17 protein-coding genes are annotated in these 22,316 nt (G+C 37.2%); 11 read left to right on the top strand and 6 right to left on the bottom strand.

Annotated elements, in window-relative coordinates; genetic code table 11:
- Window positions 1-124 precede the first annotated feature (124 nt).
- From GVN22_RS16945 to hmpA, 3 genes are all read left to right on the top strand, one after another.
- Complete coding sequence (locus tag GVN22_RS16945; RefSeq protein WP_166552200.1) at window positions 125-1,495, top strand: APC family permease; 1,371 nt, start codon at window positions 125-127, stop codon at window positions 1,493-1,495.
- 119 nt (window positions 1,496-1,614) lie between these two features.
- Entirely contained in the window at window positions 1,615-2,049 is a 435-nt protein-coding gene (locus tag GVN22_RS16940) for an Rrf2 family transcriptional regulator (RefSeq protein WP_166552199.1), read from the top strand.
- Window positions 2,050-2,236: 187 nt separating this feature from the next.
- Window positions 2,237-3,424: an NO-inducible flavohemoprotein gene (hmpA, locus tag GVN22_RS16935; protein WP_166552198.1), complete on the top strand. Its 1,188-nt coding sequence runs from the start codon at window positions 2,237-2,239 to the stop codon at window positions 3,422-3,424.
- A 265-nt stretch (window positions 3,425-3,689) separates the two neighbouring features.
- Here hmpA and dnaE read toward each other — a convergent pair whose 3' ends face one another.
- Together dnaE and GVN22_RS16925 are read right to left on the bottom strand one after the other, a co-directional pair.
- Window positions 3,690-7,262, bottom strand: a complete 3,573-nt coding sequence (gene dnaE / locus GVN22_RS16930) for a DNA polymerase III subunit alpha (protein ID WP_205690936.1) — start codon at window positions 7,260-7,262, stop codon at window positions 3,690-3,692.
- 66 nt (window positions 7,263-7,328) lie between these two features.
- Window positions 7,329-8,015, bottom strand: coding sequence for a DUF2461 domain-containing protein (locus GVN22_RS16925; RefSeq protein WP_205690935.1), 687 nt, complete (start codon window positions 8,013-8,015; stop codon window positions 7,329-7,331).
- A gap of 164 nt (window positions 8,016-8,179) precedes the next feature.
- On the opposite strand from GVN22_RS16925, the gene trpS reads away from it, so the two are divergent.
- The 3 genes from trpS (at window position 8,180) to GVN22_RS16910 (ending at window position 10,489) form a co-directional block, all read left to right on the top strand.
- Window positions 8,180-9,154 carry a tryptophan--tRNA ligase gene (gene trpS, locus GVN22_RS16920; protein ID WP_166552197.1) on the top strand — a complete coding sequence of 325 codons (975 nt, stop codon included), beginning with the start codon at window positions 8,180-8,182 and terminating at the stop codon, window positions 9,152-9,154.
- Between the two features lie 307 nt (window positions 9,155-9,461).
- Window positions 9,462-10,019 carry a phosphatase PAP2 family protein gene (locus GVN22_RS16915; RefSeq protein ID WP_166552196.1) on the top strand — a complete coding sequence of 186 codons (558 nt, stop codon included), beginning with the start codon at window positions 9,462-9,464 and terminating at the stop codon, window positions 10,017-10,019.
- Window positions 10,020-10,054: 35 nt separating this feature from the next.
- The gene (locus tag GVN22_RS16910; RefSeq protein ID WP_166552195.1) at window positions 10,055-10,489 is read left to right on the top strand and encodes a DUF2147 domain-containing protein; all 435 of its coding nucleotides are present in this window, start codon (window positions 10,055-10,057) and stop codon (window positions 10,487-10,489) included.
- A 214-nt stretch (window positions 10,490-10,703) separates the two neighbouring features.
- Here the strand turns inward: GVN22_RS16910 and GVN22_RS16905 are convergent, their stop codons facing one another.
- Window positions 10,704-11,720, bottom strand: coding sequence for an acyl-CoA reductase (locus tag GVN22_RS16905; protein ID WP_166552194.1), 1,017 nt, complete (start codon window positions 11,718-11,720; stop codon window positions 10,704-10,706).
- A 221-nt stretch (window positions 11,721-11,941) separates the two neighbouring features.
- Here GVN22_RS16905 and GVN22_RS16900 point away from each other — a divergent pair, with 221 nt between their 5' ends.
- The 5 genes from GVN22_RS16900 (at window position 11,942) to GVN22_RS16880 (ending at window position 17,693) form a co-directional block, all read left to right on the top strand.
- Window positions 11,942-12,289 carry a 4Fe-4S dicluster domain-containing protein gene (locus GVN22_RS16900; protein WP_095165955.1) on the top strand — a complete coding sequence of 116 codons (348 nt, stop codon included), beginning with the start codon at window positions 11,942-11,944 and terminating at the stop codon, window positions 12,287-12,289.
- A 342-nt stretch (window positions 12,290-12,631) separates the two neighbouring features.
- Complete coding sequence (locus GVN22_RS16895) at window positions 12,632-13,738, top strand: porin (RefSeq protein ID WP_166552193.1); 1,107 nt, start codon at window positions 12,632-12,634, stop codon at window positions 13,736-13,738.
- A 128-nt stretch (window positions 13,739-13,866) separates the two neighbouring features.
- Entirely contained in the window at window positions 13,867-15,204 is a 1,338-nt protein-coding gene (locus GVN22_RS16890; protein WP_166552192.1) for an ammonium transporter, read from the top strand.
- Window positions 15,205-15,697: 493 nt separating this feature from the next.
- Window positions 15,698-16,288 (top strand): 3'-5' exonuclease, encoded by a 591-nt coding sequence (locus tag GVN22_RS16885; RefSeq protein ID WP_166552191.1) that lies wholly within the window; start codon window positions 15,698-15,700, stop codon window positions 16,286-16,288.
- Between the two features lie 238 nt (window positions 16,289-16,526).
- Window positions 16,527-17,693 carry a hypothetical protein gene (locus GVN22_RS16880; RefSeq protein ID WP_166552190.1) on the top strand — a complete coding sequence of 389 codons (1,167 nt, stop codon included), beginning with the start codon at window positions 16,527-16,529 and terminating at the stop codon, window positions 17,691-17,693.
- Window positions 17,694-17,735: 42 nt separating this feature from the next.
- Here the strand turns inward: GVN22_RS16880 and mtaB are convergent, their stop codons facing one another.
- From mtaB to GVN22_RS16865, 3 genes are all read right to left on the bottom strand, one after another.
- The gene (gene mtaB, locus GVN22_RS16875) at window positions 17,736-19,091 is read right to left on the bottom strand and encodes a tRNA (N(6)-L-threonylcarbamoyladenosine(37)-C(2))-methylthiotransferase MtaB (protein ID WP_166552189.1); all 1,356 of its coding nucleotides are present in this window, start codon (window positions 19,089-19,091) and stop codon (window positions 17,736-17,738) included.
- 35 nt (window positions 19,092-19,126) lie between these two features.
- A complete protein-coding gene (locus GVN22_RS16870) occupies window positions 19,127-20,938 on the bottom strand; it encodes an LTA synthase family protein (RefSeq protein ID WP_166552188.1) in 1,812 nt (603 codons plus the stop codon).
- 134 nt (window positions 20,939-21,072) lie between these two features.
- Window positions 21,073-22,086 (bottom strand): glutamine synthetase beta-grasp domain-containing protein, encoded by a 1,014-nt coding sequence (locus GVN22_RS16865; RefSeq protein WP_166552187.1) that lies wholly within the window; start codon window positions 22,084-22,086, stop codon window positions 21,073-21,075.
- Between the last annotated feature and the right edge of the window lie 230 nt (window positions 22,087-22,316).

Here is a 22,316-nt window from a genome sequence, read left to right as displayed (position 1 = left end):
AGGAAGAATCTCTAAAAAGCACCATAAATACGATGAATTGGCTTGTTTTCTGAAATATTTACAGAACTCTAAAGCGAATACCACAAAAACTCAAAACTCAGCATTCTTAACTCATCACTCAACTATGTCTCTTCTACAACCCAAAATAGGACTTCGTTCGGCAAGCTTGCTTGTAGTAAGCGTGATTGTTGGTTCGGGTGTTTTTAAAAAAATAGCCCCAATGTCAGCCGAATTAGGCTCGCCTTGGTTGGTGTTATTGTGTTGGGTAGTTGCAGGGCTTATTACCTTGGCTGGGGCACTGACGACGGCTGAAATGGCAAGTCTTTTTCCTGATTCAGGAGGGGAGTATCAGTATTACCGAAAAGTCTACAATCCATTTTTTGCATTTTTGTACGGTTGGGGCAATTTTACGGTAATGAAAACAGCCTCAATTGCCGCCTTAGCCTATGTGTTTGCAGAATCCTTTTATTCAATTTTTGCCAAAAATTTACCGCTATACTTCATCGAGGCTTCCATATTAATCAAAATTATAGCTACGCTTTTGGTTGCTTCGCTAACCTATGTCAACTACAAAGGATTAACTATTGCAGAGAAATTAAGTAACAGTTTGACATTTTTGATGTTTTTGTCAGTAGGAATTTTTGTTTTTTGGGGACTATGGAGCCCTCAGGGGTCGTGGGAAAACTTAAGCCATTCATCATCTCTTGAAATTTATCAAAATCGTACTGCTGGCACTTGGATAAAAGCCTTATTCGCAGCTTGTCTTGGAGCATTTTGGGGATATGAAGGTTGGAATCATATAGGATTTATTGGAGAGGAGGTCAAATCTCCCCAAAAGAATTTACCCTTAGCACTGACTTTTGGTACGCTATCGGTTATCTTGATTTATGTATCACTCAATCTAGTATATCTACGGATACTACCGATTGAGGCATTTATTCAAATGAACGAAAATCCCAACACCATTGCAGCCATTGAAGTTGCCAAGGTGATGATAGGACCCATCGGAACGATCTTATTGGCGTGTTTAATTTTGCTTACTACTCTAAACGCCACCAATGGCACTATTCTGATGTCAGCAAGGTTATTTTATGCCATGGGCAGAGATAAGCTGTTTTTTAAGCAAACTTCACATATTCACCCACAACATCAAACCCCTTCTTATGCCTTGTTATTTCAAGCTTTATGGTCGGTGCTATTGATTTGGTCTGGTAGTTTCGACCAACTGACCGATATGTTGGTTTTTGCTTCTTTTATCTATTATGGCGCCACAGCATACGGTGTTATATTGCTTCGACAGAAAGAACCTACGCTCGAACGGGTCTACAAAGTAGTGGGCTATCCCTATATACCCATGATTTTTATCTTGTTTTGTTTGGTATTAGTTACAGTCACGTTGTTTACTCAACCCGTACAAGCTTTTTCTGGCTTGGCGCTAATTGCCTCAGGAATACCATTTTATTTTTACTGGAATAAGAAAGAAGGTAAAGGCTAAGCATAATGATGCTTCTTGCTGAAATTTTAATATCGGCATTGTGAAAAAAAATACAATAAAAGACTTTTTTATCTTTTATTGATGATTTATCTTTGTTGTGTTAATTAACAATAGTAGTTATGTTTTCTAAAACTTGTGAATATGCTATCAAGGCCTGTATTTACATTGCTTCTCAGTCTTTAGTACAAAAAAGGGTGGGGATAAAAGATATTGCCCAAGCCATCGAATCACCTGAGGCTTTTACTGGAAAAATCATGCAGGTTTTATCCAAGAATCATATTGTAGATTCGGTAAAAGGACCTCATGGCGGATTTGAAATTCCTGAATCGGCGATGAAGGAGAAAAAGTTGGCTGAAGTAGTACGTGCAATGGATGGCGATGATATTTTCAAAAGTTGTGGATTAGGACTAAAGGAGTGTTCCGGAGCAAATCCTTGTCCTTTACATCGTCAATTTGCTAAAATTAGAGCAGACATTACCAAGCTTCTTGAAACGACCACACTCTTTGATGTGGCAACAGGTCTGGCTGATGGCTTAACTTTTTTGAAGCGATAGACTTTTGGGGTGAGTTGTCTATAAATCATTGGAATTTTTGTAAATGGTATTCCTACGGATTGGATGAGAAACTGTTTGCGAGTAATCCTCATGTCGTTGGCAAATCACCACGTAATCATTTTCTTTAAAACACATTTTTTTAATTATATAAAAGATTAAAAGGTCTTTTATTCTTTATTGTAAAATTATGGCAAGTGCAAAAACTATAGAAATCGTAAAGGCTACTGTGCCTGTATTGGCTGTTCATGGAGAGGCAATTACGAAAACTTTTTACCAGTTGTTATTTGAAAGAAATCCTTCTCTCAAAAATGTGTTTAATATGACACACCAAGTGCATGGAACACAACCACGTGCTTTGGCGAATGCGGTTTACGCGTATGCTGCCAATATTGAAAATCCTGCGGTTTTGGCAAAAGCGATCACACAAATCTCACAGAAACATACCAGTTTATCAGTTACTCCTGAGATGTATGATATTGTGGGAACCAACTTATTGGAAGCTATCAATATAGTTTTAGGAGATGCAGCAACGGATGATATTATTAATGCTTGGGCAGAGGCTTATCAAGAGTTAGCCAATTTGTTGATAGGTATCGAAGAAAATATCTATCAAGAAGCTGAGAAAGCGGAGGGTGGATATCGAGGACAGAAAAGTTATACAATTGTCAAAAAAGAGGAGGAATCGAGTATCATTACCAGTTTTTATCTGAAGCCTTCTGATAATACAGCTATTCCAACCTTCAAAGCAGGGCAATATGTGGCTGTAAATGTCAGTATTCAAGGTGCTGAGCATACGCATACTCGTAATTATAGTTTGTCTGGTTGTACTACTCAAAATACGTTAAGAATTTCGGTTAAAAAGGAAACGGGTAATCTAGCTGGTGTTGTTTCAAATTATTTACATGAAAAAGCGCAAGTAGGAGATACCATCAATTTGGGAATTCCTGCAGGTGAATTTGTATTAGAACCAACGCAAAAACCAATTGTTTTGATTGCTGGTGGTGTTGGTATTACACCTTTGATGAGTATGTATATGCACTTATTTCATCACGCCGAAAACGAAGTATTGTTTATTCAATGTGCCAAAAATGGAGTTGTTCACGCTTTTGACCAAAGAAGTCGTCAGTTGGCAGATAAAAAGGAGACTCTGAAGGTGATTTCTATTTATGACGAGCCATTCGCGACTGACCAACCAGATTATCAAGGATTACTTACGCCTGAAGTGCTTAAAGCAAATATTTCATCGCTCGATGCAGAATATTATTTCTGCGGACCAGTACCATTTATGAAACAGGTAAAACAGATGCTTTTAGCGCTAGAAATTCCAGAGGGGCAATTACATTATGAGTTTTTTGGTCCAAGTGGGGATTTGTAGAGAAATAGTAAAATGAATATGATATAGCTGTTTACTGGGAAATTTTTCTGAGTCTTATCTAAGGCTTCAGCTCCGTAGGAGCGAAAGTTTGGTAGTAATGAATCATTTCCTGCACTATTATAAAGAGCGCCGTAGGTGCGACAGATTTCCATATAATTGGCTTTCTGTCGTACCTACAGCGCTTTAAAAAGATAGTAACTTCCTAGTTCAAGACTTAGTCTCAACTAACTTTTGCCTTTGTTCCTTTCTAACTATGCTCCTCTAACTAATTCAACTTAAAAGTCACTCCATTGATTTGTTGAAGCTCTTCCAAGAATTCATTATTGGGAGAAATTTTATTTTTCCTTGAAAGCATAGTAACCTCAACTTTGTCTTCAGGGTCGACAACTTTTACAGAAACACTACAAGTTCCTTGGTGCTTGAGAAAAAGTTGATTGAGTGAATCCACTATCATAGCGTTTACAGACTGCAATCCTAGTGTAATGCTGAGTTCTTTGGTGTATTTGTCCCTAATTTCAGACAGCAACTGCATACTCATAGGCTTGTATTCCCAATCATCAGGCTTGCCCCAACGGTTGCGAACGGTACCTCTCACATACAAGAATCTATCTTGTGACACATATTTGGATAAGTTGACAAAATCCTCCCCAAAAAGCGCAAACTCATAACTACCATTATAGTCTTCCAGTGTGAACAACATAAATGGATTTCCATTTTTAGAATATCGTTCCACTACTTTCGTGACAATTCCTCCAACACTCACTTCTTTTCCTCTGTAAGCAGGATCCATTACTTTATCCAAAGTGGTGGTACAAAAACTATCAAGCTCCAGTCGATAGGTATCGAGCGGGTGACCAGAGATATAAATACCCACCACATCCTTTTCGAACTTTAATCGCTCCATTTGCGACCATTTTTCGATACTCGGAATTTTTGGTTTGGCAATATCTGCTCCACCACCTTCACCCAGCATTCCAAATAGTGATGCCTGTGCCGAAGAAGCTATTTCAGAAGATTTGTTGGCATAACGGATAATTTTTTCAATAAAAGTAGAGCCTTCACTTTCTTCAAAATAGATAGCACGGTGAATTTCAGGATAGCAGTCAAAAGCTCCAGCATACGCTAAACTTTCGAGTGTTTTCTTGTTTACAGTACGTAAATTTACACGAGTCACAAAGTCATAAATATCCTTGTAAGGACCATTTTTGTCACGCTCCTCGATAATAGACTCAACTGCTGCATCGCCAGTACCTTTAATAGCACCCAAACCAAAGCGAATTTCACCTTTCTTGTTAACGGCAAACGAGCGATAAGATTCATTAATGTCTGGTCCCAATACAGGCAATCCCATACGCTTACACTCTTCCATAAAAAAGGTAATCTTTTCAATGTTACCTAAAGAGTTAGACATCACGGCAGCCATGTATTCAGAAGGATAGTGGGCTTTCAAATAACCAGTTTGGTAAGCTACAAAAGCATAACAAGTCGAGTGAGATTTGTTAAAAGCATATTGTGCAAAGGCTTCCCAGTCTGTCCAGATTTTATTGAGTTTGTCTTCAGGATGCCCTTTTTCTTTGGCACCATCCACAAACTTACTTTTCATTTTATCAAGCGTATAACGGTCTTTTTTACCCATCGCTTTTCTCAGAACGTCGGCATCTCCTTTCGAGAATCCTGCTAATTTCTGAGACAAAAGCATCACCTGCTCTTGATAAACGGTAATTCCATAGGTATCCGCCAAATATTCCTCCATGTCGGGCAAATCGTAAGAGATTTCCTCACGACCATGTTTACGAGCAATAAAGTTGGGAATATAGGCAATTGGACCAGGACGATACAAGGCGTTCATGGCAATCAAATCCGAGAATTGATCGGGCTTAAGATCCAATAAGTGCTTTTGCATCCCACCAGATTCAAATTGGAAGGTAGCGTTTGTTTCGCCTCGTTGATATAATTCGTAAGTTTTTACGTCATCAAGAGGAATAGTATCCAAATCAATTACGACACCATAATTTTGTTTAATCAAACGAAGTGCTTCCTTGAGGATAGAAAGGGTCTTCAGACCCAAAAAGTCCATTTTGATTACCCCTGCATCTTCAATGATTTTTCCTTCAAATTGGGTAATCAATAAGTTTACTTCTTTTGAAGTAGCAACAGGCAAAATTTCTGTTAAATCCTTAGGCGCAATAATAATCCCAGCAGCATGAATACCCGTACCACGTACAGAACCTTCCAAAACCAAAGCTTCTTCTAAGACTTTTGAACGCAAAGAACCTTCTCGACGTATTTCACGGAGTTTCTTAACGTTTTCAATATCTTCAGCTTGTAATTGTTCTTTTTCAGCAAGTGATTTTTCCCCAATTAATGGAGCATTCATTACTCTATTCAAACTAGTACCAGGCTTATCAGGGACTAATTTTGCTAGCTCATTGGATTCATTCAGCGGTAAATCCATCACACGAGCTACGTCTTTGATAGACATTTTGGCAGCCATTGTACCATAGGTTACAATGTGCGCAACTTGCTGTTTGCCATATTTATCTACTACATAATCAATCACCTTTTGGCGACCTTCATCATCAAAGTCCGTATCAATATCGGGCATTGATTTACGGTCAGGATTTAAGAAACGCTCAAATAGGAGGTTGTATTTAATGGGGTCAATATTGGTAATACCGATACAGTACGCCACTGCCGAACCAGCCGCCGAACCACGGCCAGGCCCTACAAATACGCCTAAGTCTCGACCTGCATTGATGAAATCTTGTACAATCAAGAAGTAACCTGCAAACCCCATGGTTCTTACTACGTGCAACTCAAACGCCAAACGTTCTTTAATGTGAGGTTCCTCCCAGTTTTCACCATAGCGATTACGAGCGCCTTCCCATGTCAAATGTTCGAGGTAATCATCTTGAGAAACAAAACCAGCTGGAATTTGATAGTTAGGAAGCAAAATATCTTGCTTCAACTTCAAATGGTCACACTTGCCAACGATTTCGTTGGTATTGTCAATTGCCTCTGGAATATGACTCCAAAGGTCAGTCATTTCTTGTGTTGACTTAAAATAAAATTGGTCATTATAAAAAGCAAAACGCTTTCCCTTCACGCTTTCGCCATCATCTACATCCTTGTAAGTTGGCGTAGATTGCTTTTCGCCAGTGTTGATACAAAGCAAAATATCGTGGGCATTGGCATCTTTTTGGTCGAGATAGTGAGAGTCATTGGAGGCAATAACTTTTACGTTATATTTCTTCGCAAATTTTAACAAAACCTCATTGACCTTCAACTGGTCAGGAATTTCGTGGTTTTGTACCTCGATATAATAGTCTTCACCAAATAAATCCAGCCACCATTTGAACTCTTTCTCCGCTTCTTCCTCCCCGTGTCTCAAAATGGCTTGAGGAACAGACGCACCGATACAGCATGTAGTGGCAATTAACCCTTCATGGTATTGTAGAATCAACTCTTTATCAATACGAGGATATTTACCGTATAAACCCTCGATGTAGCCCAATGAACATAGTTTTACCAAGTTTTCATAACCTTTACGGTTTTTGGCAAGCATTAATTGGTGATTACGACGGTCTTTTTGGTCTTTTGAAAAAGATTTTTTGTGACGGTCTTCTACAACATAGAACTCGCAACCCACGATAGGTTTGACGTCTCCGTGTTTGCCTGCTTCTGCCACAAATTGGAACGCCCCAAACATATTCCCGTGGTCGGTAATAGCCACCGCAGGCATATTATCAGCCTTGGCTTTGGCAAAAAGCCCAGAAATTTTTGAAGCTCCATCAAGCAAGGAGTACTGCGTATGACAGTGTAAGTGACTAAATTGCATAATTTCTAAGGGTAATATTGACAAAGAAATAGTTTAAAGAAACCTATTTCAGAATTAATTTCATTTCTACAACAACTGAATATCTGGTTCTTCGTGGTCAAAGAAAATTATGTTCAGGTAATCCAAATAAGGTTTTAATATCTTACAGGTTTCAGTTACCTGTTCCACAAAGTTGGGTGAAAGCACTTCTTCATTGGTGAATTTTTTCCAGAAAAACATTTGTTTCCATTTCAATAACTCAATTTCTGGATGGTTTTTATCATAACCTTTTGGAGACGTTTTTACTTTCTCACCTTCGGGCGTTCCAAAGGTTTTGACAAAAAGAGGGTCAAAGATAATACCTTTTAAACTTTCTGGACTAAAATCTATTTCTTGACGAAAAGCGGCGAGTTGCTCAGCTGTTGGCGAATACATACCTCCTCCAAGGAATGATCCACCATTTTCGATATGTAAATAGTAATCCATTTTTCCAGACTTGCGACCGCCTTCCGAAAAACTAGCTGAGAGCCATGTTTTATAGGGATCTTTGTTTGCCGAAAAGCGCACATCACGGGCAATTCGGTAATTACAGTCTTTAATTTTTACGCCAGACAAGTTTTCGAATGTTCCAATACTATTAATTAATTCTTGGATACTTTCTTCAAAACTTGCTTTTACTCCGTCATATTCTTTCTTGTTGGCGTGAAACCATTCTCGGTTGTTGTTGATTTTGAGTTGATTAAGGAAGTCAAAAGTTTGTTGAGTAATGGCCATGTGTTTACTTTTTATAGATTTGTATCAGTTCTTATTTGTGAAGTTACTCAAAATGTTCAAACCATGATTTGACGGATTGGAGGAATTTGTGGAATTTTGTGTAAAAATGGACTCGAAGCTTGCGAAGGCTTCAATATCACAAAGAACCAATTAATCCTTCTAGCATGAGAATACTAACAGGCATTCAAGCATCGGGGCGTCCACATTTGGGAAATATTTTGGGAGCGATTCGCCCAGCCGTAGCCTTGTCTAAAGAACCAAATAATGAATCATTTTTGTTCATTGCCGACTTACATACTTTAACAAGTTTGAAAGATGGTGATGCACTTCGTCAAAATACTTATGCTATTGCAGCCGCATGGTTGGCTTGCGGATTTGACCCTGAGAAAAACTTTTTCTACCGTCAATCAAGATTGGCTGGATATCATACCGAATTGATGTGGTATCTTAATTGCTTTACGCCATTCCCAATGTTGGCCAATGCGCATAGCTTTAAAGAGAAATCTGAAAAGTTGGCAAGTGTCAATGCGGGCTTGTTTACCTATCCCGTATTACAAGCGGCAGATATCGTTTTATATGATGCACATTTGGTGCCCGTAGGAAAAGACCAACGTCAGCACCTTGAAATGACACGTGATATTGCATCAGCATTTAATCGTCAGTATGAGGAGGAGGTTTTGGTGCTTCCAGAGGCAAGAATCGATGAGTCAGTTATGACGATTCCTGGGATTGATGGACAAAAGATGAGTAAATCTTATGGCAACTTCATCGATGTGTTTCTACCAGAAAAAGAATTATTGAAAGTTGTTAAGAAAATTGTTACGGATACCACTCCTTTAGAGGAACCTAAAAATCCAGATACTTGTAACGTTTTCAAATTGTATGAATTAGTAGCAACAGCTGAAGAAATTGCTTCAATGCGTGAAAAATATTTGGCAGGTGGCTTTGGTTATGGTCATGCTAAACAAGCGTTGCATGAAGTTTTGGTGCGTGAGTTTGCTGAAGAAAGACGTTTGTTTGAGTATTATATGAATAACTTGGACGAACTAGAAGCAAAATTGAAAATCGGAGAAGCTAAGGCAGAGGAAATCGCTAAAGCAACGATTGAGCGTGTTCGTAAAGTTTTAAGATTTATTTAAAATACCAAACCGTGTCAAGTGAGTGCTGAGTTTTGAGTGTATGTGTTAACGTCTAAATACTCAAATTCACAACTAGTACTTTACGAAGTTATAAAAACCATTTATTTCGGATATCTGATGTTGGATTTCGGAAGTGTAGACTTCTATATTTTGTAAAAAATAAAGATATTTTACTTTATTTCCGAAATCCCAAATCCCAAATCTGCAATAGTTTAGAATCCTTCGTACAGCACTCATACCTACTTAATTCTGACACGGTTAATTTTCTCCTCATCCATCTGTTTCAGATAAGAATAGCCTCATGTTTATGTTAGAAGCGCTCAAATCATTAGATACACAAGCCTTTCTTTTGTTGAATGGTATTCATCATCCTGTCATGGACAGTTTTATGAGTTTGATGACCAATAAGTTTACATGGATTCCCTTGTATCTCTTTTTTATCTATTTTATTTTTAAACAAGAAGGTAAGTCAGGCTGGAAGATACTTGTTGCTATACTAATGTGTATTTTGATTTCAGATCAAGTTTGTTCTGGTTTGTTAAAACCTTGGGTCGCCAGATTAAGACCTTGTCATGAGCCTAGTTTAGGCAATGTGATACATTTGGTAGGAGGTTGTGGAGGACAGTATGGGTTTTGTAGCTCTCATGCCGCCAATAGTTTTACGTTGGCTGTTTTTTTCTATTTGATCTACGGGAAAAGCCAAAATTGGGTCAAATTTTTATTGCCTTGGGCAATAATTGTAAGTTACAGCCGTATCTATGTTGGAGTTCATTACCCTGGCGATGTAATTTGTGGAGCTTTAATTGGCTCAATTGCAGCTTATGGCGTAGTTAAAGTGTTTCAGAACATTCAGAGCTCAAAATAGTTTACTCTTTAACAATACTCAATATTTGATAATCTATGAAAATGCTCATTAACCTCTTTGGAATCGGCTTTATTTTTTTGTTTTCTCACTTTTACAAAACAGAAAGTACCTCTGTTGAAGGAATGTGGCTCACAGCAGATAAGCTTTCCAAAATTCAAATCTATGAAGAAAACGGAAAGTATCATGGAAAGATAGCTTGGCTTAAACAACCTTCGGTTAACGGAAAACCTGTTTTGGATACCAAAAATCAAGATGAGTCATTGCGCAACAAACCCATGTTGGGTTTGATTTTGTTGAAAAACTTTATTGCAGAATCAAAGAATACTTGGAGAAACGGGACTATATATGACCCAAGAAGTGGGAAAACGTACGACTGTGTTTTAACACTCAAAAACAGTAATACCTTAGATGTGAGAGGATATATTGGCAAACCAATTTTTGGTAAGTCGGTTACCTTTACCAGAGAATAACCTCTAGATTGAGTGAATTGAGATTGAGGGAATGAGTGTTTTTTATAAATGTATTACTTCTAACCATGGGTTATCACGAATTTTAGCATCAAAAAAAGGGGGTTGAAAAATTTTTCAACCCCCTTTTGATATTTCTATGCTGTATGATTCGCATGTATATTTTTAAAATAATCACAAATCACTCAATCAGCACTCACTCAATTCAAAAAGCACCTTACATTTCTAACAAAAACTTCATGGTATCTACACCATCGGCATAATCTGCCAATTTCGGACATTGTGCATCTCCGAATGGAACTGAATTAGGATACCAACCATCTTTTGCGACGATACACTGAATTTTTTCCTCATGGAGGGCTAATTTCTCTGCCAAATCTTGTTCGTTTTCATATTCCTCATAGAAAATAACAGAGATAGGAGAGACCAAATTTTCACTTGGCGTAGCTACCAAGAAACCATTGTCGAAATGTTTTACCCCATTAATCAAATAAATAGACTTATTATAGTCGTAATTATTTTTGTATTTATGATTCAAGAAAATGTCTCCTAATGGCTCAATAGCATCATAGAAACTGATGAACTCATAACCTTTTGGTACATACAATTTAGAAACATTGCGACAACCCAATCCAAAGTAAGACGTAATATCTTTTCCTAGTGCCAAAAACTCTTCAGTTGTTTCATCACCCTTGATAATACCCAACGAACTACGGTTTTTACGAATAATATGTGGTTTATTACGGAAGTAATATTCAAAATAACGAGCGGTATTGTCTGAGCCAGTTGCAATCAAAGCATCCACATTTTTCATTTGCTCAGCAAATTCAATCGGAAGTGCTGGTGCAAACTCTAACAATTTAGAGATCAGCCCTCGCATTAAAGCGGTATCCTGCGAACTAAGTTTTACTACACAGATATTGCCAGAAATCAACACACAGAATAAATCATGAAAACCTACCGCAGGTATATTGCCAGCCATGATTAAGCCCACACGTTGAGGATTAGGGTTTTCGCTTGGGATTTGATAATTACCAATCCATTGGCGAATAGCCGTTTCATCCAAGAGGTAATTAGCGATAGCCTCAATAGCCGAGCGGGTATTTTCTGGAGTAAACCAGTTGTTTTGATGGTATGCTAAATCTACCCAAAGTTCAATTTCTGATTGATTTTTTGAGTCTTTCAAAAAGCGTCCAAGCGCCAAAAAAGCCTCAATTCTTGCTTCTAATGTCATAATCATTCGATAATTTTCACAAAGGTAATCAAAAAGAGGAAATAAAATTTTTACAATAGTCTTCAAACTATCTAGTCTATTCGCTGTTTACTTATTAAATTTGCGTTTAGTTATCAGTTATCAAAACCATTATCAATAAATTTTGAATTTAGCGCGATAATCTTTTCCGATTAACCGATAGCCATAAACCGATAACGTTTTAATCAATTATTTAAAAAGCTATGGCAATTATTATCACTGAGGAGTGTATCAACTGTGGAGCCTGCGAGCCAGAATGCCCAAACACTGCAATCTATGAGGGTGGTGTAGAGTGGACTTGGTCAGGTGGGACAAAATTGGTCGATGTTGAATTGGAAGACGGTACTGTTATCAACGGTAAAGAACCAATGGCTCCGGTTTCTGACGAGTTTTACTATATAGTATCCGATAAATGTACTGAATGTATGGGATTCCACGAAGAACCACAATGTGCAGCTGTTTGTCCAGTTGACTGTTGTGTTCCAGACCCAGAGTATGTGGAAGACGAAGAAACTTTGTTGGCTAAAAAAGCATGGTTACATGCTGAATAACATGGTATAGTACAATTGTACTGAAAGGCTCTAAGCCCCGATTTCGAAAGAAATCGGGGCTTTTTTGTTAGAAAAATGCAAAAAAATATTGAAATGTGCAAAAAATAATATTTGGTATATTAGTCGTTTTGCCAAATAAGTTTAAAAACGAACTAGTTTGTTAATTTTTTATGTAAAAAGAGGTATTATTGGTTTATAAAAAGATTGATTTTGGATTATTTTTTGAAAAATAGCAAAAAATAGGTTTAAAAATTATCTAAAAAATTTGGATTAATGATTTTTACCTATAATATTTGCACTGTAATCAAGCATTAATAATTAATCAATTAACCAAATAATATTATGAAAAAGACTTTAACGGCATTATTTTCTTTGTTTTTAGCAGTTCCTGCATTTTCTCAAGATAAGGAAGAAGATAAAGGTAAGTTTACATTCTCTGGATACATTGATTCTTACTATTTATCAAACTTCAATAATCCTAGAGATATGAAGAACACAGGTGCTTCTGGTACAGCTAGAGCATTTGATCAAAAAACAGGTTTCTCTTTAGGTTTGGCTCAAACGAAGATTGGATACTCGACTAGCAAATCTGATGTTGTTTTAGACTTGACATTCGGTCCGAACGCTGACTTAGGAAACTACGGAAACAATATTGGTCCATTAGGAAAAGACGGATCTTCTTCTTTGATTATCAAACAAGCTTATTTCAACTGGAAGGCTACAGATAAATTTACTTTAACAGCTGGTCAGTTCGGTACACACATTGGCTATGAAGTAATCGATGCTCCAGCTAACTATCACTACTCGCTTTCGAACTTATTTAATAATGGTCCTTTCTACCATGTAGGTGTTAAAGCTGCTTATGCATTCTCTGATAAATTTGCTTTGATGGGCGGTATCGTAAGTGGTGTTGACCAATTGTATAGCAACAACAATAAACCAGGTTTGATTGCACAAGTATTTGTTCAACCAACAGCAGGATGGAATGTATATGTAAACGGTATTACTATTAACCGTAACTCAAAAGATCCTGTAACAGGCGTAACTCCAACAGGAACTTATAACTTATTAGATTTGACTACAACCTACCAAGTTACTGACAAATTCTTGTTCGGTTTGAACGCAGCAACTGGTGAGCAAGGTGGTAAAACATGGGGCGGTATCGCTTTGTATCCTAAATATGACTTCTCAAGTACGTTTAGCTTAGGTGCACGTTACGAATCATTCTCAAACAAAGACGGTGTAACTGCTTTGATCGATGCAAACGGAAATGGTGTTAGTGTAAATTCATTCACAATCACTCCAACATTCACAGTAGCTGATGGTCACTTGTTACTGAAGCCAGAATTCAGAGTTGACTCTTATGACAAAAACTTCTTCGTAGATGGTGACGGAAAAGACACTAAATCTCAATCAACATTTACTTGGGCAATGATTTACAAGTTCTAATTAAGATATTACAACTAAGTCAGGAATATCTATCCCTTTATTCCTGACTTAATTTAAGATAATTGTCCGACGGCAACGTTTGACATTCTCTGAAAACAAAATCCATAAACCCTAAAACTTTTAGTATCATGACACAACAAAAACCAACTTGGATCCCAATGTTGATCCTCTTGGCAATTGCGCTTTTTGCTGCCTTTGGTGTTCCAACTCCAGGTCCTGCTGTAACAGAAGGTCTTGACACTGGTGACATCGCATGGATGTTAGTATCTGCAGGTCTTGTATTATTAATGACCCCAGGTTTGGCTTACTTCTATGGTGGTATGGTTAACCACAAAAACGTAATCTCAACAATGTTGCAATCATTCATTGCGATGGGCGTAATTACATTGATTTGGGTAATTTTCGGTTTCTCATTAGCTTTTGGTAGCTCAATCAATGGTCTTATTGGAAACCCATTCGAATATGCTTTCTTCAAAGGTGTATTTGATGGCAAACCTTGGTCATTAGCTCCAACGATTCCGTTTGCTTTGTTTGCATTTTTCCAAATGAAGTTCGCTGTAATCACTCCAGCTTTGATTTCAGGTGCTTTGGCTGAACGTATCAACTTCCGTGCTTTTGTATTGTTCATGGTATTGTTCTGTGTGGTAGTATATGCTCCATTAGCTCACTGGACATGGCACCCAGATGGTTGGTTGTTCAAATATGGTGTTCTTGACTTCGCAGGTGGTACTGTAGTACACATGTCAGCCGGTTGGGCAGCTTTAGCAGGTGCTATTTATTTGAAACGTCGTAAATCACACGTAGAGGCAAATATTCTTCCTCCAGCAAACATCCCTTACGTATTGTTAGGTACAGGTTTATTATGGTTCGGTTGGTTTGGTTTCAACGCTGGTTCGGCAGTAGGTGCAGGTGCTTTAGCAGTTTCAGCTTTCGCAACAACACACGTAGCAGCAGCTTCAGCAGGTTTATCTTGGGTATTATTTGATGTAACTCGTGGTCGTAAAGTATCAGCATTAGGTTTCTCAATCGGTGCAGTAGTTGGTCTAGTAGCAATCACGCCAGCATCTGGTTTCGTTTCAGTTCCAGCGGCTATCTTCATCGGTACAGTTTCGGCAATCGTCTCAAACATCGCTGCACACTGGAGAGCTAATTCTAAATTGGATGATACATTAGATGTATTCCCTTGCCATGGTACAGGTGGTATGATGGGTATGTTGTTGACAGGTTTGTTCGCTTCAAAAGCAATCAACGGAGCTGTAGCTGAAGAAGGTTTATTCATCGGTGGCGACGCTTCATTGTTCATCAAACACATCGTTGCATTGGTTGTAGTATCAGCATTCGCTTTCTTAGCATCTTACGCATTGTTGTTCATCACAGACAAAATTATTCCATTGCGTGTAACAGAAGAAGAAGAAAGAGTTGGTTTGGATATCTCACAACACGACGAATCTTTAGTAGAAGTTTAGGATTAATAACTATACAAGCATGACCACAAGTAATGGTTCTTGTGGTTTTGTTTCAGAAAAAATGCCCTCAGACTATGTCAGAGGGCATTTTGTTGTTATATACACCACCACATTTTCGAATTGTCACTAAAGTGTCAGTAAAATGTCAGTAAAGTGTCAGTTGCAGTTAAAAAAAAGAATGGAAAAGGACTCAAATTTTCAAAGCCATTTACTATCAGAACCAACCCTCGTAAAGACCAAAAACGTGAACGGTTGGTATGTGAATGTATGTATTGGTTGTAGGTTTTGGATGTCTCTAAGCAATCCTACTAATCGATTCATTTACTTTGGCTCGCTGGTTGGTTGATTATTCAATTTTTCTACCATTTTCGCTCCTTTTTTCCGATATTTGCAGATATAGAGAACAGAAACTTATTTTATATTCGATGAATTTGGTTTACAGATTTTGCTTTTATGGAAGCGTTTGAGCCGATGTGATGAAGATGTTATTAGTATGAATTTTACAGCAATAGATTTTGAAACTGCCAATAATAGTAAAAGTAGTGCGTGTGCTTTGGGTGCAGTCAAAGTCGAAAATGGCGTGATTACTGAGAGAAAAGAATGGTTGATTCGTCCCGAACCGTTTGAGGTGGGGTACTATCAATTCCGTGTGCATGGTTTGTCGGCAGAATTGTTGGAAGAGCAACCAACCTTCGATCAAGTATGGCCAGAAATTAAGCCCTATCTCGAAAATACTACTTTAGTGGCTCATAATGGGAAATTTGATTTTGGAGTTTTAAGTACTGTTCTAGAATTATATGGTATTCCGCCAATTCGATATGCCTCTTTGTGTTCGCTGGAGTTGTCGAAAAAGATTTGGAAAGAAGAACCTGGCTATGGCTTGAATACACTCGCAACAAACAAACTCAACCACCGTTTTAACCACCATAATGCGATGGAAGATGCAGAGGTAAGCGCATTATTGTTATTAAGAATGGCTGAAGAAATTGGAACGAATGATGTATATGAGATTATGGCTTCCTATACGCCTTCGCGCCCAAGGTTTTACAAGAAAAGAAAATTTCCTAAAGGTGGAAACCCTTGATAATCTACTGAATATGAAGGATAGAATGGGTAATTGAACAATTTGGAGAAAATTCGCTTATTGTTAGTATTATTCTAAGAATATTAATTATCTTTGCAGACCACAAGTTTGGTTTCTTGTGGTTTTGTTTTGTTATAAGAAAAGGCTGCTCAACTCTGAACAGCCTTTTTTGTTTTGTATTTATCTAAGATTTTCTTACTTTTAAATAAAATTAATAGTTTTATTTTTATTTAAATTTATGACTGAAGACTTTCTTATTTATTCATTTCTTGGGAGTATCCTAGTAGTATTTTTATTCTATGTTTGGATATTTTTTTCAAAAAAAACAAGTTCCCAAACTGAGGCAGAGGAGGCTAAGAAAAGATTTCATATTAGAATTCTAAAGGAGGTTTTTGATTCTAAAAGTTATTATACAGCATTATCACAAGCTTTACCACGAGGTAAAAGTGATGAAAAATATGGCTTCGATTACATTCCTTTTATACTTGAACTTTTAGAGAAGAAATCCGCAAGGAACAGGAGAACTGCAAATGGTTTCCTGATTGCAACAATATCTTTAACCTTTTTTTTTATAGCTGTTAGTTTAGTATTTAGTTATATACTATTAATAGATTCTTCAATAGGAATAAATAAGGAGATTCAAGAGCTTAAACAGATAGCTCTTGAGTTTAATAAAACAGATCAATTAGCCAAAATTGATGATGTTAGCGATAGATTTGAATCATTAAATAATTTTGAAATTTTTAGTGAGCTAAAAGCAGTTTTAAATGAAAAAAATAGAGATAAGCTTCTAAATTTTGGTGGTTCTGAACAAAAAACGGAAATAAATACTAGAGACTCAGTCGCGATTCAAGCTATTAAATTAAAATTTGAAGCAAATCGAAGTCTACTTGAACTTAAAACCCTACTACATAAAGAATTTGATAATAAGCAAGCGTTTTCAGAAGTGCTTATTCGTATTGATAATGGAATTGAGAATTATCAAAAAGTGATGAGAATTAATGCTCTAGCCACTGATTCTGAAAAGAATAAGATACGAGTCATTTTGGAGCAAATTAGTTTAAAGTTGAATTCCGAAAGGTCTCAAGTTAGTGAATTGATAAAACGCTCAATTATCGGAATTCTTATTATAAGTTTTTTCATTGCAATTTTGCGATATTTCAGAAATCTATATCAGTTTCATTTGAATGAAATGCTTAAGGACGAGGCAAGAGAAATGGATGTTAGAAAGTTTTATATAGCTATGAAATGTGCTGAATCAAACCCTGAGGAAAGAAAACTAGTTTTGTCAAACTTTATTAACGAAACAAAGCTTAATGTTGAAACTTCTCAGCATTCATCAACTCAACAACCTGAAATGGACATGTTAAAAGATATTTTGAATTCTTTGCTTAAAAAGATTTAAAGAATAGAAAAGGCTGCTCAACTCTGAACAGCCTTTTTTGTTTTAATGACTTTCGAATAATACTTCCGCTTCTTGAACCTCTACTAGCATTTTTTCATTAATGCTTACCAAGGCAACTTGCTTAGTTTCATTGATTAAGAGTGGGTCGTACTTGGCTGTCACCCGAACATAATTCTCGGTAAAGCCTTGCATTTGTCCATCTTCTACATCTTCTTCAAATAGTACTTCAAAGCTTTTTCCTAATTGTTGCTCATAAAAATATCGACGTTTTTTGTCTGATAATATATGTAACATTTTCGAACGTTCAGCACGTTTGCTTTGTGGAACTACAGGTTTTATGGTCAAAGCGGTAGTGTTTTCACGCTCAGAATAGGTAAATACGTGCAAATAACTAATCGGAAGTTCGTTCAAGAAGTTATAGGTTTCCAAAAACTCTTCCTCTGTTTCACCTGGGTGACCTACAATGACATCGACACCAATACAACAGTCTGGCATGAGTTCTTTGATTTTTTGAACTCTATCAACGTACAGTTCTCTTTTGTATCGACGACGCATCAAGCCCAATACTTTGTTTGATCCCGATTGTAATGGTATATGAAAGTGCGGAACAAAGCGTTTTGACTGCGCTACGAATGCGATAATTTCATCCGTCAACAAGTTTGGTTCGATAGACGAGATTCTAAAGCGGTTGATTCCCTCTACTTCGTCTAATGCTTTGACCAAATCGAAGAAGGTTTCTTCTCTATTACCATTGCGCAAACCAAAATCTCCGATGTTTACACCTGTCAATACAATTTCTTTCACTCCGCTTGCTGCAATTTCTTGCGCTGCCTTTACCACATTAGCAATACTGTCTGAACGACTGGCTCCACGTGCCAAGGGAATGGTACAATAAGCACATGGATAATCACAGCCATCTTGTACTTTCAAGAAGGTACGAGTACGGTCATTCAAAGAATAAGAGGTATGATAATCAATAGCCTCTTCGATATTTTGATTATAAACCTTAGCTTTTTGTCCGCTTGGTTCTTTGACAAAACCATCCAATAAATCAATCAATTGAAACTTTTCAGCTGCACCCAAAACAGCATCAACTCCTTCAATATCCGCGATTTCTTGAGGCTTCAATTGCGCGTAACAACCAATAATAGTCACGTAGCCATCAGGGTTGATTTTGTTGGCTTCCTTGACAATTTTCTTACATTTCTTGTCGGCATTTTCAGTAACCGAACAAGTATTGATGATAAATATATCGGGTTTTTGATTGAACTCTACTTTTTCATACCCTTTTGATTCAAACATTCGGGAAATCGTTGACGTCTCCGAATAGTTCAATTTACAGCCTAAGGTATAAAAGGCTACTTTCTTTTTATCCGTATGATTCTCAGTGTTTTGCATAAATCTTTTTAGAAATCTATTTGGCAAAGTTACAGCTATAAATTCAAAAATGCTTGAAATGATAGCTGAAGATATGCTTTTCCTTGTTTTACAAGGTTTGAATCGACTTTTCCTGAGGTTTCGATAAGGTTTTTACCTTGATTGTCAAAAGCAAAATTTCCTTTTGGAGCGACCCACCCGAAACCATCATTGAAAACATAATATGCCGATGGTTGATAATTTTGTTGAAATATATTTTTAGACCATTGATAAGCTGAATTGCTCTTACGTAGTTGCGCTAGGAGAGTAGCTACCAAATCATTTTGAGAACAAATGGCATCGATTACTTTTCCTTTTACCTTCAATGCTCCACCAGTCCAAATCATTGGAATATGAAAATTGTCTATTTTTTTATCGTCATTAAGTAATGGATGTCCATGATCTGCCACAATAATGACGATGGTATTTTTCCACCAGTCTTGTTTTTTAGCTTCTGCAATAAATTTACCTAGGCTTTTATCGGTATAATGATGAGCATTGATAAATTTATCCTTCATATCATCTCCTTTAAAAACCGTTTCCATGGGTACTTCAAAGGGTTCGTGGCTACTTAAGGTAAAATAATTGACAAAAAATGGTTCTTTTTGCCCATTCAAATCATGTAATAGACGATTAAAGACTACATGGTCGTGAGCACCCCATTTGGAGTTCATATCCTTTGGGTCAAAGTTCTCTTTGGTAATCAACTGGTCAAATTCGCCCGCCAACATATAAGATTTAATATTGGCAAATTCTGGCTCGCCACCATAATACCATGCAGTACGGTATCCCTGTTTTTTGAAATCCTGACTTAGAATCGGCAAATGTGCCGTTTTCTTTGGCATAGTCATGACACTTGCAGTTGGTTGTGCTGGAAATGCGCTTAAAATGGCAATCAATCCTTTATCTGAACGGTCACCACTGGCAAAACAGTTCCTGAAAAGGATACCTTCATCAGCAATTTTACCTAATTCTGGCAAAACACCTTTCAATCCGCCAGTTTTATCAAATACTTTTGCCGTAAGACTTTCCCATGTAATGATTAAAACATTGGGTTTTGTAATCGTGGTATCTATGACATATTCAGTCGTTGGCGAATTATTTTGTAAGGTAGAAGATACCTCATGTTCAGCCTCTTTTACAGATAAATATTGATAAGGGTTTCCTTTGTCGGTTGTTTTATTAAACCAAGAATCTGCAAAATTCCAAAGGGGATTAATGGCAGCATGATTCGCAAATAGCTTATTAGAGAAATATACTGCACTTTGATTGATAGGTGCTAATTGAAGTCCTCCTCGAATTGGAATGATTAAAGCCGCCGCAAAAAAAAGCACAATTGGGAAGTTGAGCCATGGAAGTTTTTCAAATCGTAATTTTTGAAAAAGAAAATGAAAGGCAAAAATGGAAATGATACTAATCACTACCCAAATAAAAATTAACAATCCAATCGGCGAAGCCCCTGCCGAAGCCATCATCTCATCAGGATTGCTCAAATACATCAAAGGAGTTGCATCTATCCTGAACCCCCATGCACGATAAAGTTCCAAATCTATGGTAACAATCAAGGTACAAATGATGACACATAAATAGGTAAAGTATTTGACAAAACTCAAAACAGGTTTTTGAATTTTGGGATTGATCGAAAATGCTAATAAGGTAAAGGGTAAAATACTGAGGTAAGCAGCAAATGAGGCATCTAAGCGAAGACCAACTACAAAGATTTTTAGTTGAGTCAAGCTATCCAGTGCATGGAATTTATTGAAATGATAAAGAACGAAAACTTCTTTGCTGATGATAAAGTAGATAATCCAATAAAGGTAATATCTCATTAAAAAGTACAATCTATCTAACACGGCCTATAAATTTTTCCGCAAAGGTACGTCCATTTTATAAATATTTTGGAAGTGTGAGCAAATAAAAAAGCCCACCTTTTGGGTGGGCTTTAGATATATCATAATGCTGATTAAACATTAGCAGTTTTAACAGTTTTGATGATACGAGCTGCCACTTTGTATGGATCAGCAGCAGAGTTTGGACGACGGTCTTCCAACCAGCCTTTCCAACCTTTTTCAACTGCAGCGATTGGGATACGGATAGAAGCACCACGGTCAGATACACCAAATGAGAATTGGTCGATTGACTGAGTTTCGTGCTTACCTGTCAAACGCAAGTGGTTGTCAGCGCCATATACAGCGATGTGTTCTGCAACGTAAGGACGGAATGATTCGCAAATAACTTCGTAAGTTTCTTTGCTACCGCATGTACGCAATACAGTGTTAGAGAAGTTAGCGTGCATACCTGAACCGTTCCAATCTGTTGCGCCTAGAGGCTTACAGTGCCAGTTGATAGCTACGTTATATTTTTCACCTAATCTTTCCAACAAGTAACGAGCAACCCAAATTTGGTCACCAGCTTCTTTTGCACCTTTAGCAAAAATTTGGAATTCCCATTGACCAGCAGCAACTTCAGCGTTGATACCTTCAACGTTCAAACCAGCGTCCAAACAGATGTCTAAGTGCTCTTCAACGATATCACGACCGTAAGCATTTTTAGCACCTACTGAACAGTAGTATGGACCTTGTGGAGCTGGGTAACCGTTAGCTGGGAAGCCAAGAGGTTTATCAGTTTCTAAGTTCCACAAGAAATATTCTTGTTCAAAACCGAACCAGAAATCGTTGTCATCGTCTTCGATAGTTGCACGACCGTTAGATTCGTGTGGAGTACCGTCAGCGTTCAAAACTTCGCACATAACCAAGTACGCATCTCTACGAGCAGGGTCAGCACAAATATATACAGGTTTCAATAAACAGTCAGATGAACCACCAGGGGCTTGCTCAGTTGATGAACCGTCGAATGACCACATATCGCAGTCTTCTAATTTTCCACTAAAATTGTTTTCAATTTTAGTTTTGCTACGTAGACTCTGAGTTGGTTTGTATCCATCTAACCAGATATACTCAAGTTTTGATTTTGCCATGATAATTTAACTGATTTTTATTGATTGGTTAATTATTTCGTAATTCTTGGTACAAATATAAACTAGTTTATAAGAAAAATACAAAAAAAATTTCAAAAAAGATTTAAAATTTAACCTGTTTGGTTGCATTCGTCAGTTTTAAGTAAAAAATACTATCTGCATAAATGCCTAAATTCTTCTTATTGCGAATTATATTTTGTGATATTCAAAAGTACAAGATATAATTTTGC

The organism is Cellulophaga sp. BC115SP (genome assembly GCF_009905545.1).
Classification (GTDB): domain Bacteria; phylum Bacteroidota; class Bacteroidia; order Cytophagales; family Spirosomataceae; genus Flectobacillus; species Flectobacillus rivi.
This window is presented reverse-complemented; position numbering and strand designations above follow the sequence as displayed.